Source organism: Azohydromonas lata (assembly GCF_034427735.1).
In the GTDB taxonomy this organism is placed as follows: Bacteria; Pseudomonadota; Gammaproteobacteria; order Burkholderiales; family Burkholderiaceae_C; genus Azohydromonas; species Azohydromonas lata.
Genome location: NZ_JAXOJX010000030.1, coordinates 56,867 through 71,572, shown reverse-complemented (window position 1 = coordinate 71,572; position 14,706 = coordinate 56,867). Strand labels below are relative to the sequence as shown.

The 14,706-nt window shown below is 66.5% G+C and carries 16 protein-coding genes; 9 read left to right on the top strand and 7 right to left on the bottom strand.

Annotation, left to right across the window (positions count from 1 at the left end; translation table 11 throughout):
- Positions 1-177: 177 nt before the first annotated feature.
- The gene (locus SM757_RS18070) at positions 178-804 is read right to left on the bottom strand and encodes a LysR substrate-binding domain-containing protein (RefSeq protein WP_322466558.1); all 627 of its coding nucleotides are present in this window, start codon (positions 802-804) and stop codon (positions 178-180) included.
- A 105-nt stretch (positions 805-909) separates the two neighbouring features.
- Between SM757_RS18070 and SM757_RS18065 the strand changes: the two genes are divergently transcribed.
- From SM757_RS18065 to SM757_RS18055, 3 genes are all read left to right on the top strand, one after another.
- Positions 910-1,521 (top strand): LysE family translocator, encoded by a 612-nt coding sequence (locus SM757_RS18065; RefSeq protein WP_322466557.1) that lies wholly within the window; start codon positions 910-912, stop codon positions 1,519-1,521.
- Positions 1,522-1,655: 134 nt separating this feature from the next.
- A complete protein-coding gene (locus tag SM757_RS18060; protein ID WP_322466556.1) occupies positions 1,656-2,216 on the top strand; it encodes a DUF2239 family protein in 561 nt (186 codons plus the stop codon).
- 139 nt (positions 2,217-2,355) lie between these two features.
- On the top strand, positions 2,356-2,727 hold the full coding sequence (locus SM757_RS18055; RefSeq protein ID WP_322466555.1) for a GIY-YIG nuclease family protein: 372 nt from the start codon (positions 2,356-2,358) through the stop codon (positions 2,725-2,727).
- A gap of 81 nt (positions 2,728-2,808) precedes the next feature.
- Here the strand turns inward: SM757_RS18055 and SM757_RS18050 are convergent, their stop codons facing one another.
- From SM757_RS18050 to SM757_RS18035, 4 genes are all read right to left on the bottom strand, one after another.
- Entirely contained in the window at positions 2,809-4,272 is a 1,464-nt protein-coding gene (locus SM757_RS18050) for an amino acid adenylation domain-containing protein (RefSeq protein WP_322466554.1), read from the bottom strand.
- On the bottom strand, positions 4,269-4,532 hold the full coding sequence (locus SM757_RS18045; RefSeq protein ID WP_322466553.1) for an acyl carrier protein: 264 nt from the start codon (positions 4,530-4,532) through the stop codon (positions 4,269-4,271). The genes SM757_RS18050 and SM757_RS18045 overlap by 4 nt, the downstream gene beginning before the upstream one ends.
- A gap of 11 nt (positions 4,533-4,543) precedes the next feature.
- Positions 4,544-5,740, bottom strand: coding sequence for a hypothetical protein (locus SM757_RS18040; RefSeq protein ID WP_322466552.1), 1,197 nt, complete (start codon positions 5,738-5,740; stop codon positions 4,544-4,546).
- A gap of 232 nt (positions 5,741-5,972) precedes the next feature.
- Positions 5,973-6,902: a LysR family transcriptional regulator gene (locus SM757_RS18035; protein WP_084267198.1), complete on the bottom strand. Its 930-nt coding sequence runs from the start codon at positions 6,900-6,902 to the stop codon at positions 5,973-5,975.
- A gap of 99 nt (positions 6,903-7,001) precedes the next feature.
- Between SM757_RS18035 and SM757_RS18030 the strand changes: the two genes are divergently transcribed.
- From SM757_RS18030 to SM757_RS18010, 5 genes are all read left to right on the top strand, one after another.
- Positions 7,002-7,670 (top strand): RraA family protein, encoded by a 669-nt coding sequence (locus tag SM757_RS18030; protein WP_322466551.1) that lies wholly within the window; start codon positions 7,002-7,004, stop codon positions 7,668-7,670.
- Complete coding sequence (locus SM757_RS18025) at positions 7,667-9,040, top strand: amidase (RefSeq protein WP_322466550.1); 1,374 nt, start codon at positions 7,667-7,669, stop codon at positions 9,038-9,040. The genes SM757_RS18030 and SM757_RS18025 overlap by 4 nt, the downstream gene beginning before the upstream one ends.
- 20 nt (positions 9,041-9,060) lie before the next feature.
- Positions 9,061-10,017: a Bug family tripartite tricarboxylate transporter substrate binding protein gene (locus SM757_RS18020; RefSeq protein WP_322466549.1), complete on the top strand. Its 957-nt coding sequence runs from the start codon at positions 9,061-9,063 to the stop codon at positions 10,015-10,017.
- A 71-nt stretch (positions 10,018-10,088) separates the two neighbouring features.
- Positions 10,089-11,063: a Bug family tripartite tricarboxylate transporter substrate binding protein gene (locus tag SM757_RS18015; protein ID WP_066332404.1), complete on the top strand. Its 975-nt coding sequence runs from the start codon at positions 10,089-10,091 to the stop codon at positions 11,061-11,063.
- A gap of 41 nt (positions 11,064-11,104) precedes the next feature.
- Entirely contained in the window at positions 11,105-11,794 is a 690-nt protein-coding gene (locus SM757_RS18010; protein ID WP_322466548.1) for a DUF4286 family protein, read from the top strand.
- Positions 11,795-11,824: 30 nt separating this feature from the next.
- Here SM757_RS18010 and SM757_RS18005 read toward each other — a convergent pair whose 3' ends face one another.
- Together SM757_RS18005 and SM757_RS18000 are read right to left on the bottom strand one after the other, a co-directional pair.
- Positions 11,825-12,085 (bottom strand): hypothetical protein, encoded by a 261-nt coding sequence (locus SM757_RS18005; RefSeq protein ID WP_322466547.1) that lies wholly within the window; start codon positions 12,083-12,085, stop codon positions 11,825-11,827.
- Between the two features lie 65 nt (positions 12,086-12,150).
- A complete protein-coding gene (locus SM757_RS18000; protein WP_322466546.1) occupies positions 12,151-13,404 on the bottom strand; it encodes a GGDEF domain-containing protein in 1,254 nt (417 codons plus the stop codon).
- 303 nt (positions 13,405-13,707) lie between these two features.
- Here SM757_RS18000 and SM757_RS17995 point away from each other — a divergent pair, with 303 nt between their 5' ends.
- Positions 13,708-14,505 carry a PEPxxWA-CTERM sorting domain-containing protein gene (locus tag SM757_RS17995; RefSeq protein WP_322466545.1) on the top strand — a complete coding sequence of 266 codons (798 nt, stop codon included), beginning with the start codon at positions 13,708-13,710 and terminating at the stop codon, positions 14,503-14,505.
- The last annotated feature ends 201 nt before the right edge of the window (positions 14,506-14,706 follow it).

Sequence of the window (14,706 nt, the reverse complement as noted above, 5' to 3'; positions counted from 1 at the left end):
CGCAAGGGGTGCTGTACCGTACAGCGCCCATCTCGCTGTTCGGCCAGCCAACGCTTGTTCAGGCCGACTCTGACCGGCACCAGGTACCGCCGGCCGTCCTAAGTGCTTGTCGGCCTTGACTTCACCGTTCGGCTACCACGACAAAAGCAAAATGCTGGCACTTTCTGTTATAGAAGATTATGAATGCTTATCTGCCTTAAACCTAGTTTCCAGGAACAGGCGGATCTCTTGTGCCAGCCACGCCCGCAGCACGGCGATCTTCGGGTCGTTGCCCGCGCCGACGCGGTAAACCAGGTCGTAGCCGCGCTCGGCTTGCAGCCGGACGTCGGGAAAGGGCGCCCCGAGCCGGCCTGCGGCAAGGTCGTCTGACACCAGCGAGCTGCGCCCAAGGGCCACGCCCTCGCCGCGGATCGCCGCCTCCACGGCCATGCTGCCGTGGCTGTAGGCCGGGCCTTGCCGCGCACGGTGGCTGCGCTCGACGCCCGCGCGCGCCAACCACTGCGCCCAATCGGCCAGCATGCGGTCCTCGTGCAGCAGCGTGCAACCCAGCAGGTCCACCGGCGCGGCCAGGCCACCGGCCAACGCGCGGTAGGCCGGACTGCACACCGGCGTCACGGTCTCCTCCAACACCTGCTCGGCGGCGGCATGCGGGTAGTGCCCGCTGCCGTAGCGGATCGCCGCATCCACCTGGCCGTCGCGCAGGTCCACGTTGATGTCGGTCACGTCCAGGTGCACGTCGAGCTGCGGGCAGCGTTCCTTGAGCCGGTGCAGACGCGGCGCGAGCCAGCGGCTGGCGAAGGACACGCTGGTCTCACGCATTGTGTGAGAACAAATCGGTTGTCCGGCGCCGTGGCCTGGCGGCACCATCGCGGCCCTTGCCCACTGCCTGACGTCCGAGACGCCTGCGCCATGCCGACTGACACCTGGCTCCTGTTCCTGCTGACCTCCATCGGCATGTCGCTCTCGCCGGGCCCCAACGGGCTGTTGGCGATCACGCACGGCGCGCTGCACGGCCGGCGCCGGACGCTCTTCACCATCACGGGCGGGCTCCTGGGCTTCGTGCTGCTCATGGCGCTGTGCATGTTTGGCATCGGCGCGCTGCTCAAGACGTCGCTGCTGTGGCTCACGGTGCTCAAGTGGGCGGGCGGTGCGTACCTGGCGTGGCTGGGCATCAAGCTCTGGCGCTCGCCGCCGGTGGCCATGGAGGTCCACGGCGCCGGCCCTGCGGTCGGCGGCACCGCGCTCTTGCGCGAAGGGCTGCTGACGGCCGTGACCAACCCCAAGGGCTTGCTGTTCTTCAGCGCGCTGCTGCCGCAGTTCATCGACCCGCAGCGCAACCTCGTCGTGCAGTTCGCCGTGATGGCGGCCACCTACACGGCCACGGAGTTCGCCACCGAGTACGCCTTGGCCAGCGCGGCGTACCGCATCCGCCCATGGCTTGCGCGCATGGGGCGGCGCTTCAACCGCAGCTGCGGTGGCGTGTTCATCGCCATCGGCGCGGCGTTGCCGCTGCGCGGTTGACGCTCGGGTCACCATGAGGCTGCTGGACGTCAGGCACGTCCAGTTTCCAAAAGCATGACCTGCTGTCGATTTATACCCGGGTGTTATTGACGGCAGATTTTTACCCGGGCAAAATCCATGGCATGGAGCAAACCATGGATCAGACCTACACCGCCTTTGTCGAGGGACGCCACGTGGCCACCGGACCTTTGCAGGAAGTGGCCGTGGCGGTGCTGCGTGTTCAGCAAGCGCAGCCCACTGTGAACCCGCTCGTGTTCAGCGATGCGAGCGGCCGCGCGGCCGACCTGGACCTGCGCGGCGGCGAGCACGCCGTGGCGGCGCGCTACGCCGTGGCCGAGCCGGCACAGGCCCCCAAGGGCCGTGGCCGGCCGAAGCTGGGCGTGGTCGCGCGCGAAGTGACGCTGCTGCCGGAGCACTGGGAGTGGCTGGCTGCGCAACCGGGTGGTGCTTCCGTGGCCTTGCGCAAGCTCGTCCACGAAGCACGCCGCAGCGGTGCCGACCGGGACCGCGCCCGGCAGGCGCGGGATCGCGCGTATCACGCGATGTCGGCGCTCGCGGGCGACCTAGCCGGTTTCGAGGAGGCCTCGCGCGCGCTGTACGCGGGCGACATCGAGCGTCTGCGGGCGCAGATGGCCCCCTGGCCCGCCGGCGTGCAGGCCTACGTGCTGCGCTTGGCCGAGCCCGCAGCGGGCTGAGCCGCCGTTTCCCTTTTTCTTGAGCCAGTGGGCCGCTTGACGGTCCAGGCACCGCGCTGGGCGTGCGCCGGGACCAGCAGGCATGTCCCGGCCTGTCCTGCCACCTCGCAGGCCGTCATCACCATCGAAAGGAATTCAGATGAACGATTCCATCTCCCCGGCGTCGCGCTCGGCGCGGCGCGTGGCTGCACGGCAGGCGCGCGACGCCTTTCCACCCATGGGCGTGTATGCCATCCGCGACCGGGAAAGCGGGCAGGTGCTGTTGGGCGCCAGCCGCAACGTGCACGCAGCGCTCAACCGTGCCCGCTTCGAGTTGCGCATGCGCTCGCATCCCAATCGCACGCTGCAGGCCGGGTGGGACCGCAGCGGCGCCGAGCGCTTTGTGTTCGAGGTGCTCGAACTGGTGAAGGAACGCGACGACCCGGACTTCGACTACGCCAGCGAACTGCAAGCGCTCAAGGACTTTCATCGCCTGGCGCTGGCCGAGGCGGCGGGAGCAGACCATGCATGACCCCTCGCCGCAGGCCTGCCTGGAGAGGCGACTGGAGCGGCATTTGGAGCAGGCCGCCCTGGGCAGGCGGCCCGCCCAAGGTCAGTTGCTGCCCGCAGCAGCGGCCAGCGCCTTGTAGTCCGTCTTGCCGCTTTCAGTGAGCGGCAGCGCCTGCAGCCACTTGAAGCGGCCGGGCAGCATGTAGGCCGGCAGGATGCGGGCCAGTTGCTCCCGCAACGTCGATTCATCCAGAGGCTGCGACCCGGTCCAGCAGCAGACCAGCCCGGAGGCGGCGCCCGCAGGCGCGGGCTCGGCAACGACGGCGGCCTGCGTGACCCCTTGCAGCGACGACACGGCCAACTCCACCTCCTGCAGCTCGATACGGTAGCCCTTGATCTTGACTTGCCTGTCGGTGCGGCCGAGGTAGCACAGGCCCCAGCGCGGGTCATCGCGCACGAGGTCACCGCTGCGGTACCAGCGCTGCCCGCCGATCGTTGTGAAGGCACGCAGGTCCTGCGCGGGCTGATTCCAGTACGCCGAGCAAACCTGGCTGCCAGCCAGCATCAGTTCGCCTGCGGCACCCGGCGACGGTGCGTGACCTTGCTCCTCACACAGCAGCACCTGCTGGTCTTTGAACGGCTGGCCTATGGGCACCACCTCCGGTAAGGGCTGGGACAGGTCGATGGGGAAATGGGTGAAAGCCACCGTCGCTTCAGTGGGGCCGAACAGGTTGACCAGCTGTGCGTGCGGCGCCGCCTGCTGCAGCCCGCGAGCCACGCTCAAAGGCAAGGCCTCACCACCCAGAAAAACCAGGCGCAGCGTGGACAGGCTGCCGGGCTTGAGCAGCCCCTTGGCTTGTGCCATGGCCACGGATGAAGGCACCGCCAGCAGCGAGGTGACGCCAAGCTCAGCTGCGTAGCGCGGCCACATGAGCGCCGCGCGTGTGGGCACGACGCACAAGGTCGCCCCGACCCACCAGGCGCCTACCCATTCATGCACCGAGGCATCGAAAGACAGCTCAGCCAGTTGCGCGACCCGGTCATGCGAATGCAGCGGGTAGCACTGTCCCAGGTTTTCCAAATAAGCCGACAAGTTCCGGTGCGTGACCGGCACGCCCTTGGGCTCGCCGGTACTGCCCGATGTGAAAATCACATAGGCCAGCGCCTCGCCGTCCAGCGCCTCGCAGGGTGCGGGCCATGCAGGCCCGGAGCCCACCCAAAGGCTGCGGCTGGCCAAGCCGTCAGTGCGCCCTGCCAGCACCGCCACGACACCGGCGAGCTGCAGCATGCGCTGCGCGCGCTCCGGCGGCACCTTGGTGCCGATGGGCACGTAGGCCGCCCCGGCCCTCCAGATGCCCAACATGTGCACGAAGTCTTCTGCACCGCGCTCGCCCACCACCGCAACGCGGTCGTTGGGGCGCACGCCGCGCACGCGCAGCGCGTCGGCCACGTCACCGGCTCGCGTCCACAGCTCATCAAAGGTCAGATGCCTGCCGTCGGCCACCAGCGCCACCCGCCCCGGCTGCGCCCGCGCCACCGACTCCAACCGCGCCAGCAACGGGCTCACCGCCGGCTCCGAGCCACGCGAATGGCGCTGAACAAATCGCCCACGCTGCGAATGGCATCGATCTCGGCGAAGCGGAATTCAATGCCCCAACGCGCCTCGCAGGCCAGCAGGATTTCCACGTTCGCCATCGAGTCCCAGCGCTCATGGTCCCCGGTGACCATCTGCGGCTCAAGCGTCAACGCGGGTGCCATCAATACCTCGCGAAAAATCTCCTCGACGCCGGCCTCCACGCCATCTTCGTTGTGTCCGCAGCTTTGCATTCCAGCGCTGCTCATCGCTTGAAAGCTCCGGGGACAAAATGGTCGTAGGCAGCGGCCACAATGCGATCCCACTCGTCAAAGCAGGTGTGGGGCATGTTGTTTGACAGGTATCCCACCACGCGGCACGGCGAAGCCACGCTCACGCTGCCCCCAGGGTGCTGGGCGTCCGCCCGGACCACGAACAAGAATCGCCGCGCGCCCAGCGCGCGCATGGCGTCCTCCACGGCTTGCATGTCGGCCGTGGCCAAAGGACCATCGTCCTTGCGCACGAAAATCTTGTGGCCTGCCTGGGCTTCTTCCAGAAACTTGCGCGCCAGAAAAGTCTGGCGCTTGACCAGCTTGGCCAGGAAAGCATCCGGCGAAATGTCGCTGCGCCGCACGCCGGTGTGCGATGCCGTGCCGTATCGCGACTCGTTGAGAAAATATTCCACGTCGGCATTGCCGCCCAACGAATAGTGTTCTGGCGCATCAAAACCCTGCAGGCGGTCGGCCAGGAGTCTCACCAGTTCAGGCAGCTTGACGCTGGTCCACCTGAATAACGACAGCGGCTCCGCACCGCGTTTGCGCTGCACAAAGCCGAATTCGCAATTATTTCCCAGCGCAACAAACTGCTCGTAGATATAGCGGAAGTTATAAGCCTCGGGCAAGCCGACGTTGCCCAGCCCAAGCAAATCTTGTTTGTCGAGTTGCGCCAGCTCTGCGGGGTCGTGCAAGGACAACAGCTTGGCACGGACCTCTTCCAATATCGAGTTGTATGACGCGCCCTGCACACGGCGTTGAGCACGTATGTCTGTTAGCGCTGCGAGCGTCGGCGCAGGCCCCTGCAGCGTGACCATCAGGCTCAGCCAAACGCTCAACAGCCCCGCCTCATGCGGCAGCTTTACCAGCGTGCGGGAAACAAGATCGAAGGCTCCGCGCACGTCTCCCGCACCCGCCATACAACGGGGCCGGCTGCACAGTGCCGCCAAGTGGCCGGGGTTGACGGCCAGCACGCGCTCCCATATCACCAGCGCTTGCGTGTAACGCCCCAGGCTCTGATGGCAGTGCGCCTCGATTTCAAGCACTTCGAGGTCGCCGCGAAGCAAATCCGGCAGCCTCAGGATGCGGTCCAGCGCCTCCTGAGGCTTCCACGCATCCCGCAGCGCTCGCAACTCGTCTACAGGGGCTTGCAGTTGTGCCAGGAAGTCAAAGTTGAAGTCGAAATTCATAGTCCGAATAGACCTATGTTAAGGCAGCAAAGACTACAAAAACATTCCCGCGATAGCCTTTCAGGCAGCCTTCAAACTGCGAAATTCATTGAACAAAACACAATTTGTGCACGACGCCTATGCATACCTGGTTTCTGTGGAACTATCGAATGACACACCACGTCTAGGATCCGAGGGTAGGCTGCCAAGGCATAGAAACCAGCACAATCTGTGCTTTTCAATGAAAAATAAATTAATTGGCCGGTGGGCTGGCCGCTCCTGAAGAATGGAAGAAACCTGCCAGCTGCAAATTGCGCTGTGAGATATCCAAGATGCGGGCGGTGGTTTCGCTGCGATGGTGGGAGAGATAGGAAAAATAGTAGGGAACCAGCGGCAGCTCGGGTTTGGGCCTGAGCACTTTGACCGCATTGGCGAGGACATACGGTCTTGCAATAGAGGCCGGCAGCACCGCGATGGCGTGTCCCGATACGACCAGCGAAACCATGAGCGAGAGCGAGTTGCACGCGCTGTAGTCCTCGAAGGCGTAGCCTTCTGAAGCGAGCCATCGCGACGCCGAGGCGTGCAGCGTCGAGGGTGGCGCATTGGACACGATGCGATGGCTCAGCGCATGGGCCGGCAGGAAAGCATCGCCAGCGGGCACCATGAGGTCCACGGGCGCCACCCACTGGTGCTCGGTGAGGCCCAGGAACTGGCTTGTCACGTCCGGTTGGCTGCTTTGCCCGGTGTGCAGGGCCACATCGAGTTCGTGGTGGTTGATTTTTTCCAGCAATTGGGCCCCGCCGCCAACCGTGAGGTCGACTCGCAGCGCGGGGTAGCAATCTTTGAGGTCCTTGAGTATCTGCGGCATGCCCACCGTGGCGCAGGACTCGTCCACTCCGATGCGGATCAGGCCGGTGATGGTGCGCCGCAAGTCCAGCCGCGCCATCTCTTGTGCGGAGGACATGACGCGCTCCGCATAGACCAGCACGTTGCGGCCCAGCTCGGTAACCACCAGCCGCTGGTGCTGCCGCTCGAACAACTGGATGCCCAGCTCCTCTTCCAGATCACGGATGCGATGGGACACCGCCGGCTGCGTCAGGTGAAGGTGCCGCGCCGCCGCGTGCACCGTGCCAAGACGGGCGGTCCACACGAAAGCCGCCAGTTGGTGCAGGGTGAAGCGCATTGATTAGAAATCCGAATCAACGATGCACAGAATTTATCAATATCTGTAAAGAGGCCGCCTTCATACCATTTCTTCCATTCAACAAGGGCGACGTACCAAATGAGTGGAATTGAACTGGGCACCCTGCCGGCGCGATGCGACCTGGCACTCCTCGCGACCCTTTGCGAGGCCGAGCCCGCGACCATCGGCCATTTCCATGACCTCGGCTTCCTGCACCGGCGCATTCGGACGGTGGCCGGCACCAGGCGAACCGCGGGCGTGGCCGTCACCGTTCGTTGTGAAGGCAACGATGGTTCCATCCTTCACCACGCGCTCGGGCAGTTGCGGCCCGGGGATTTCCTGGTGGTCGATCGTGCGGGCGACGAGGCCGTGGCCTGCCTGGGCGGTGCGAGCGCCCTGGCCGCGCAACTGCGCGGTGCGGCCGGTGTCGTGGTGGACGGCTGCGTCACCGACATCGACGAGCTGCGCCAGATCGGATTGCCGGTCTGGGCTTGCGGGCTGAGTGCGCGCACCACCCGAAGCGGCGGCGCGGCGGGCAGCTTCTGCCGGCCGGTGCAATGCGGCGGCGTGCAGGTGAGCGCGGGCGACCTGGTCCTGGCGGACGAAAACGGCATCCTGATCATGTCGCCGCACGAGGCCCGCGGCCTGGCCGAGCGGGCCATCGAGATGCAGCGGGCCGAGCAGTCGACCCTGGGCCGGCTGCGCGCGGGCGAAAGCTACCCGGCCATCTTGGGCACCGCGCTGCGCGGCGAGGAGGTGCAGGCATGAGCCCGAGCAATACGCAGACCCTGCCCACGGCGTTCCCGCCGATTGCCGAGCTGGCGCGCGCCCTGCGGTCAGGGGAAACCACGTCCGTGGCCCTGACGCGCGAGTGCCTGAACCGCATCGAAGCGCACGACGGCCACTTGCACAGCTTCATCGAGGTCTACGCGGCAGAGGCGCGCGCCGCCGCCGCGCAGGCCGACCAGGACATTGCCGCAGGCCGCTGGCGCGGCCCGCTGCACGGAATTCCCGTGGCGCTCAAGGACCTGATCGACGTGCAAGGCCGGCCCACCACGGCCGGATCGCCGCTGCTGCACGCCAACGTGGCCCATGAAGATGCCGAGATCGTCAAGCGCATCCGTGCGGCAGGCGGCATCGTCATCGGCAAGACGCACATGGTGCAGTTTGCGCTGGGGGCCTGGGGCACCAACGCGCACATGGGCACGCCGCGCAATCCAGCCGGCAGCGCCGACGACACCCTGGTGCCCGGCGGCTCCAGCAGCGGCTCGGCCGTGGCGGTGGCGGCCCATCTCGTGCCCTGGGCGGTCGGGTCGGACACCGGCGGCTCCGTGCGCGTGCCCGCGGCCTTTTGCGCGATCGTGGGCTTCAAGCCGACCATCGACGCGTTGCCGCGCAAGGGCGTGTACCCACTGAGCGATACGCTGGACAGCCTCGGGGTGCTGGTGTCTTCGGTAGACGATGCGCGGCAGTGTGCGATGGCGCTGCACCTGGACGTCGCCGCAGGCGAGCCGGCCGGCATGCGCATCGGCTACCTGCAAGACGACGAGCTGGCGCCGCTGGAACCCGCCGTGGCGCAATGCCTTGCACACAACCTGAAAGCCCTGGAGGGCGCGGGCTTCACGCTGGTGCCTTTCAAGTTCCCCGCGGCGCTGGCGGCCTTCAAGGCGGTGACCAACGCCATCATGATCGCGGAAGGTGCCGCCGTGAACGACCGCTTCCTGGACGACCCCGCGTTGCCCATCGATCCGTCGGTGCGGCCGCGCTTCATCGATGCCAGGTCAACCAAGGTCGTCGAGTACCTGAAAGCCCGGGACACCGCGGTCCGCTGGCAGCAGCAGTTTGCCCAGGAGATGGCGCGGCTGGAGCTGAGCGCCATCGCGATGCCGGTGACCGCCGGCCCCGCGCCGCGGATCGAGGAGGTGGACCACAACCTGGCGCCGGTGCACTTCACGCGACCGGTCAACCTGCTCGCCCTGTGCGGCATCTCGGTGCCGGCAGGGCAGGACGGGCGTGGCCGCCCCATCGGTCTGCAACTGGTCGGCCGGGCCGGCCACGACTTCACGCTGCTGGACGTCGCAGCGCAGGTCGAGGCGGCGCTGTGCGCCAGCCTCGCCAACAAGCCAATTTGCGCTTGATGCAAACAGGAGCAACGACCATGCTGAAGAAAGTGCTCATCGTGCTGCTGGCCTGCGGCGCGCAGCTCACGCTGGCCCAGGACTATCCCGGCAAGCCCGTGAAGCTCATCGTGCCGTTTCCGCCGGGCGGCAGTGTGGACATGGTGGCCAGGCTGGTGGGCAAGAGCCTGCAGGACTCGCTCAAGCAGCCCTTCCTGGTGGAAAACAAGCCCGGCGCCTCGGGCAACATCGGTGCAGCCTTCGTTGCCAACTCGACACCCGACGGCTACACGCTGCTCGTGGGCAGCGCCGGGGTCTTCGCCGCCAACCAGTACCTGTATGCCAACCCGCCCTTCGACCCGCAAAAGGCTTTCGCGCCCATCATGCGCATCGTGGACCAGCCCAACATCCTGGTGGTGAGCCCGCAGTCGCCGGCGCACAGCGTCAAGGAGCTGGTGGCGATGGCCAAGGCGCAGCCGGGCAAGGTCAGCTTCGGCAGCGCCAGCGTGGGCTCGGCCCAGCACTTCTCGACCGAGATCTTCATGCAGCAGGCCGGCGTGGAAATGCTGCACGTGCCGTACAAGGGCGGAGCTCCCGCGCTCAACGACCTCATGGGCGGACAGATCGACATGTTGTTCGACACGTCGCCCACCGCGCTGCCCTACGTCAAGAGCGGCAAGCTGCGCGCGCTCGCCATCACCAGCAGCCAGCGCTCGCCGCTCCTGCCGGACGTGCCCACCATGAAGGAAGCCGGCTTTCCCGCCTTCGAGGTGGTGACGTGGACCGGCATCGCGGCGCCGGCCGGGACACCCAGGCCCGTCATCGACAAGATCAGTGCGGCCATCCGCACGGCACTGCAGGGCAACCTGAGCCGCCAGCTTGCCGAGACCTCGCTGATTCCCGTGGGCGACTCGCCCGAGGCCTTCCGCGAGTTCATCCGCAAGGACGCCCAGGGCTACGAAGCGCTGGTCAAGTCGGCGCACATCACGCCGCAGTAAGCGGCAATCCCCTTCCTCCCCGTGTCGCCCCACCCAGCGGGGCGCGATCACGCCTGCCTGATTGGATGCACATGAAGACCGTACTGCTCTCCCTGTTCTCGGCTGCCTCACTCCTGGCGTGCAGCGCAGCGCATGCCGGCGACTATCCGGACCGGTTCGTCCGCATCGTGGTGCCGTATCCGGCCGGCGGCGCTTCCGATGCCGTTGCGCGCATGGTGGGCCAGCGGCTCGGCCAGCGCCTGAAACAGCCGGTCGTGGTGGAGAACAAGCCCGGAGCCACCGAGCAGATCGGGGCCAGCTACGTCGCCAAGTCGGCACCCGACGGCTACACGCTGCTGCTGGCCTCGACCGCGGGACTGTCCGTCAATCCCACGCTCTACAAGGGCCGGCTGCCCTATGACCCGGAGAAGGACTTTGCGCCCATCGCCATGGTCGTGACGCTGCCCAGCGTGGTCATGGTCAACCCCAGCCTGCCGGTGAGATCCTTCAACGAGCTGCGGGCCTACATCAAGGCGTCGCCGCAGCCGATGAGCTACGCGTCCAGCGGCGCGGGCAATCCCAGCCATCTGGGCATGGAGCTTTTCAAGCGGGTGGCGGGCGTGGAGCTCACGCACGTTCCCTACAAGGGCGGCGCGCCGGCGCTTCAGGACGTGATGTCCGGCCAGGTCCCGGTGATGATGGCGATCGGCCCCGAGTCCATGCCCATGGCAAAGGCCGGCAAGCTGCGGGCGCTGGCGATCACCACGTCCAAGCCGTCACCGGCCTATCCAGGGTTGCCCACCGTGTCGGAGAGCAGCGGCTTTGCCGGCTTCGAGCTGCTGCACTGGTTCGGCCTGCTGGCACCGGCGCACACGCCGGACGCGGTGGTTGCCATGCTCAACAAGAACGTCAACGAGATCCTGAACGAACCGGAGATGAAGGCCAAGCTGGTGGAGATGGGCCTGGAGATCGAGGGCGGAGCGCCTCAGAAGCTCGCCGACACGATGAAGCGCGACCGCCTGAAATGGGAAAAAGTCATCGCGGACGCCAACATCCGGCTCGACTGATGAACCGCACGCACGATTCGCAAGCTCGTATGGAGACGCACATGGTATTCGGTGGAACGGGCATCCTGATGTCCTCGATGCAGGTCCTCGCGCAAGAGGAGGACGACTTCAACCTGTGGTTCGACACGGAGCACCTGGCCGAGCGCGTGGCGATCCCGGGCTTCCTGGAGGCACGGCGCTACGAGTCGCTCAGCACGCCGGTGCGGTACCTGCAGATCTACAACGCGGTGGATTTCGAGGCCCTGGACAGCGCGCCCTACCGTGCAGCACTGGCCCATCAGACGCCGTGGTCCCTCCATCACATCGCCCGCTTCATCGCGCCGACCCGGGTGGTCGGGCGCCTGGTGCACAGCCGTGGCCAGACGCGGGGCGCCGGCGTGGCGCTGGTTCGGCTGCGGCCCAAGGAAGGCGCCCGCATGATGCCCAGCCTGGAGCCCTATCTGCGGATGCTCGACGTGCCTGGCGTGGTCTGCGCTCATTTCGTCGAAGGAGATCCGGAGCTGTCCAAGCCGGTGACGGTCACGGGCGCTCATCCCGGCAGCGGTGACGACTACATCATCATCGAATGTGCAGGCGCCGACGTGGCCCAGCGGGTCGCCAGCCAAATGGACCAGCCCAGCAGCAGCTATGGCGAGCTGGTGGAGGTCGCGGCGTACCGCTTGCGCACAGACCTGACCGCCTACGCTCTTGCTCGAACAAGGCAGGACCAGGCCTGTCCCCATCGAGGGTAGGACGCGCCATGCCGGCCAACGGCAGGCGGCTCAAATCAGCACGGCACCCCAATGCGGGTAATCCTTGACGGGCCGCGCGAGATGGACCCAGGCCGCCGCTTCCGTGACGGTGTTCCACATCAGCCAGGCAGGATCGTCAGGGCCGCTGACCGGCGCCCAAATCTCGTCGTCGATGAGGCGCGTGATGGTGAAGCCGGCGCCATCCTCGAGCTCCTGCACGTCGATCTGGCCGGTAGACAGGTGGGGACCAAAGCCGTAGCGGCTGGGCCGGGCAGAAAACTTGATGCTCATGGGCGGGCTCCTTCTGGTGCGTCAACCCTGTGTCATGGCTTGCCGGTCGGGCGCTGCAGACCCGTTCAGGCCAGGGCGGATTCTTCAGCGACCGCTGCGTCCGCCGAGGCTTGAGCCTTGCGGGTGCCCTTGGCCATGTACATGCGCTTGTCCGCGGCGTGCAGCAAGGCGTCTATGTCCTGCCCATCCTCGTGCAGCATGGCGACGCCGACGGAGGCGCCGACGCACACTTCGACGTTCGGGGCAAGCTGGATGGGCCGACACAGGCGTGCGCAAGTGCGCCGTGCGATGGCCGCAGCCTCCTGGCGGGAGGCCACGCAGGGCAGCACGGCGATGAACTCGTCGCCGCCGACGCGCGCCACGGCGTCGCCACTGCGGAATTGCTGCTGCAACCGCTGCGTGATGGCCTTGAGCACCTGGTCGCCTGCGTCGTGGCTGTAGTGGTCATTCACCAGCTTGAAGTCGTCGAGGTCAAAAGCCAGCACCGCGATACCGGCTTCTCCAGGGCCCTTCGTGGCCATCTTCGCCAACCACTTGTGCAAACCGCGCCGGTTGAGCAGGCCGGTCAGCGGGTCCAGCAGGGCCGCGTCCTGCAACTGGTCGACTTCCTGCTGGCCCAGGCGGATGAGCTGCCCCGAGTACCGCATCGTCCAGAACATGATGGCGACGAAGGCGCCGCCGACGGTCAGGAGCAGGGCCTCGCTCAGGCCCCTGCGCTCTTCCTCGACGGTGCGCCGGGCGGCCAGGAGATCCCGCTCGGTCATTTCAATCTGGTCCAGCACGGTCCTGAGCCCGGCCGTGATGTCCAGTCTTGTCTGCGCGATGGTCATCTCCCGCAGCGTTTCCGGCCCTTGCTGCTGGGCAATGTCGGCGGAGACAAGGTAGATGCTCATGACCTCGTCCAGCTCCTTCATCACCAGCTGGACCCGCGGGCCTTGCAGGGCGTCGGCAGCCGTCAGCGCCTGCAGCCGGGCAGCCGCTTCCGTTGCGCTTGCCGCGGACTTTCTGACGCGCGGCAGCATGTCCTTGGAGGCATACATGCCATAGCTGCGCAGCCACACCCCGGCGCGCAGCGAATTGGTGCGCACTTGCTCGATCTCATTGAGCACCTCGTGCGAGTGATCCACCGCTTGGCCAGCGGCCTTGTATTGCAGGAGGACGGCGTACAGCGCCGCGCCCAAGCCAATGACCAACAGCAAGGCCGCGAGCTGTGTGAGCCGCAGGATGCGGGCGATTTTGTACAGCATGTGCATATGGGCCACCGACGGCAAACAAGCGCAGCAGGCCCCAGATCGTTTGTTTTCAAAGGCGATGTACAACGCTTTGAGCCGCAAAGCATGGCGAAAACGATGCGCCGCCTTCGGCGCCCTGCAACTGCCGACCTCAAGCGTGAATTACGTCATGGACGCGCAGGCCCTGCGCCCGGCCACGGCCATGTGAACCGAGATATTGCGCAGCGCTTTTTTCCTGCGGTCACGCCGTTTGAGTCGCCTGTGTCCGCACGCTGTGCGCCAGCGCTTCGCGCCGTGAAGGGCGCGCAGCCGCAGGCCTTCGGGAAGCAAGGGCAGGTCTTCCGGGAGATGCCGTGGGCGAACCTGCCGCCTCCCCACGAGGAAACGCTCATGAAACTGCTTTTGGGCACCTTGCTGGCCGTCGCGTCCATTCCCGCCATGGCGGAGGCCTCGGCCACCGCCAGCCTCACCGAGCTGCGCTACGAGCTGGTGGACCTGGACCCCAACGACGGCATCACGCCTACCGTGAAGTTCACCGGCCAGTCCCTGGTCCGCGTCAAAAGCGGGGGTTACTGCACCGGTTGCAAGGACTTTGGCAGCTTCACGGAGCCGGCCAGCGTCAGCTTCCCCGACGGCTCGGCCGCGGCGTCGCAGGCGGGACTGTCCGCCTTCAGCCAGTCGGGCAGCTTCGGCTTCACGGCGGAAAGCCTCCCGTACCTGGGTTCGGACCGCTACCAACTCAAATCCATAGCCATCTACCAGGGTGCGCTCGGCATGCCGCTGTTCCAGTTGTCCGCGCACACCGGGCTGCGCATCACCGGGCAGTACACGCTGGATGCCGAAGTCGACCCCTACCGCAACCCCTCGCCCCTGCTGCGCGGCCTGGAATACGGCACCGCCAGCGTGTTCTTCTCCTCCCGCTTCATCGACGGGGACGACGCCTTGCGCTCCATCACGGCGAAGTCCGACTGGAAGTCCCCGGCGGACAGCGCGCACGAGAGCGGGGAAATCTCGGTGCTGATGCGCAACGACCTGAGCCACCAGGCGACGCTGTGGGGCAAGTGGGGCGTGATCGCCTCGTCCGCCGTGCCGGGCGTCCCCGAGCCCTCGACCTATGCGCTGATGCTGGCCGGCCTGGCCCTGGTCGGCGTCACGGCACGGCGGCGGCAGGAGCGGCGCGAACGCTGACGCGGTAGGCCCAGCGGCGCGGTGCGCCAAATGTCAAGTTGAGCCGCTGGTTTTGCGCCGGATGCACTGATGTAGCGGGTTCGTGCCTTGCTGCGCCCATGTCTTGCCAGTCGCTGGCGTTGCTGCGCTCTTCAGCGCAGTCCCGGCCACCAGAAGTACGGGCCGGGCCACGGAAGTTCGTTCCATCAGTTCAGGAGACCG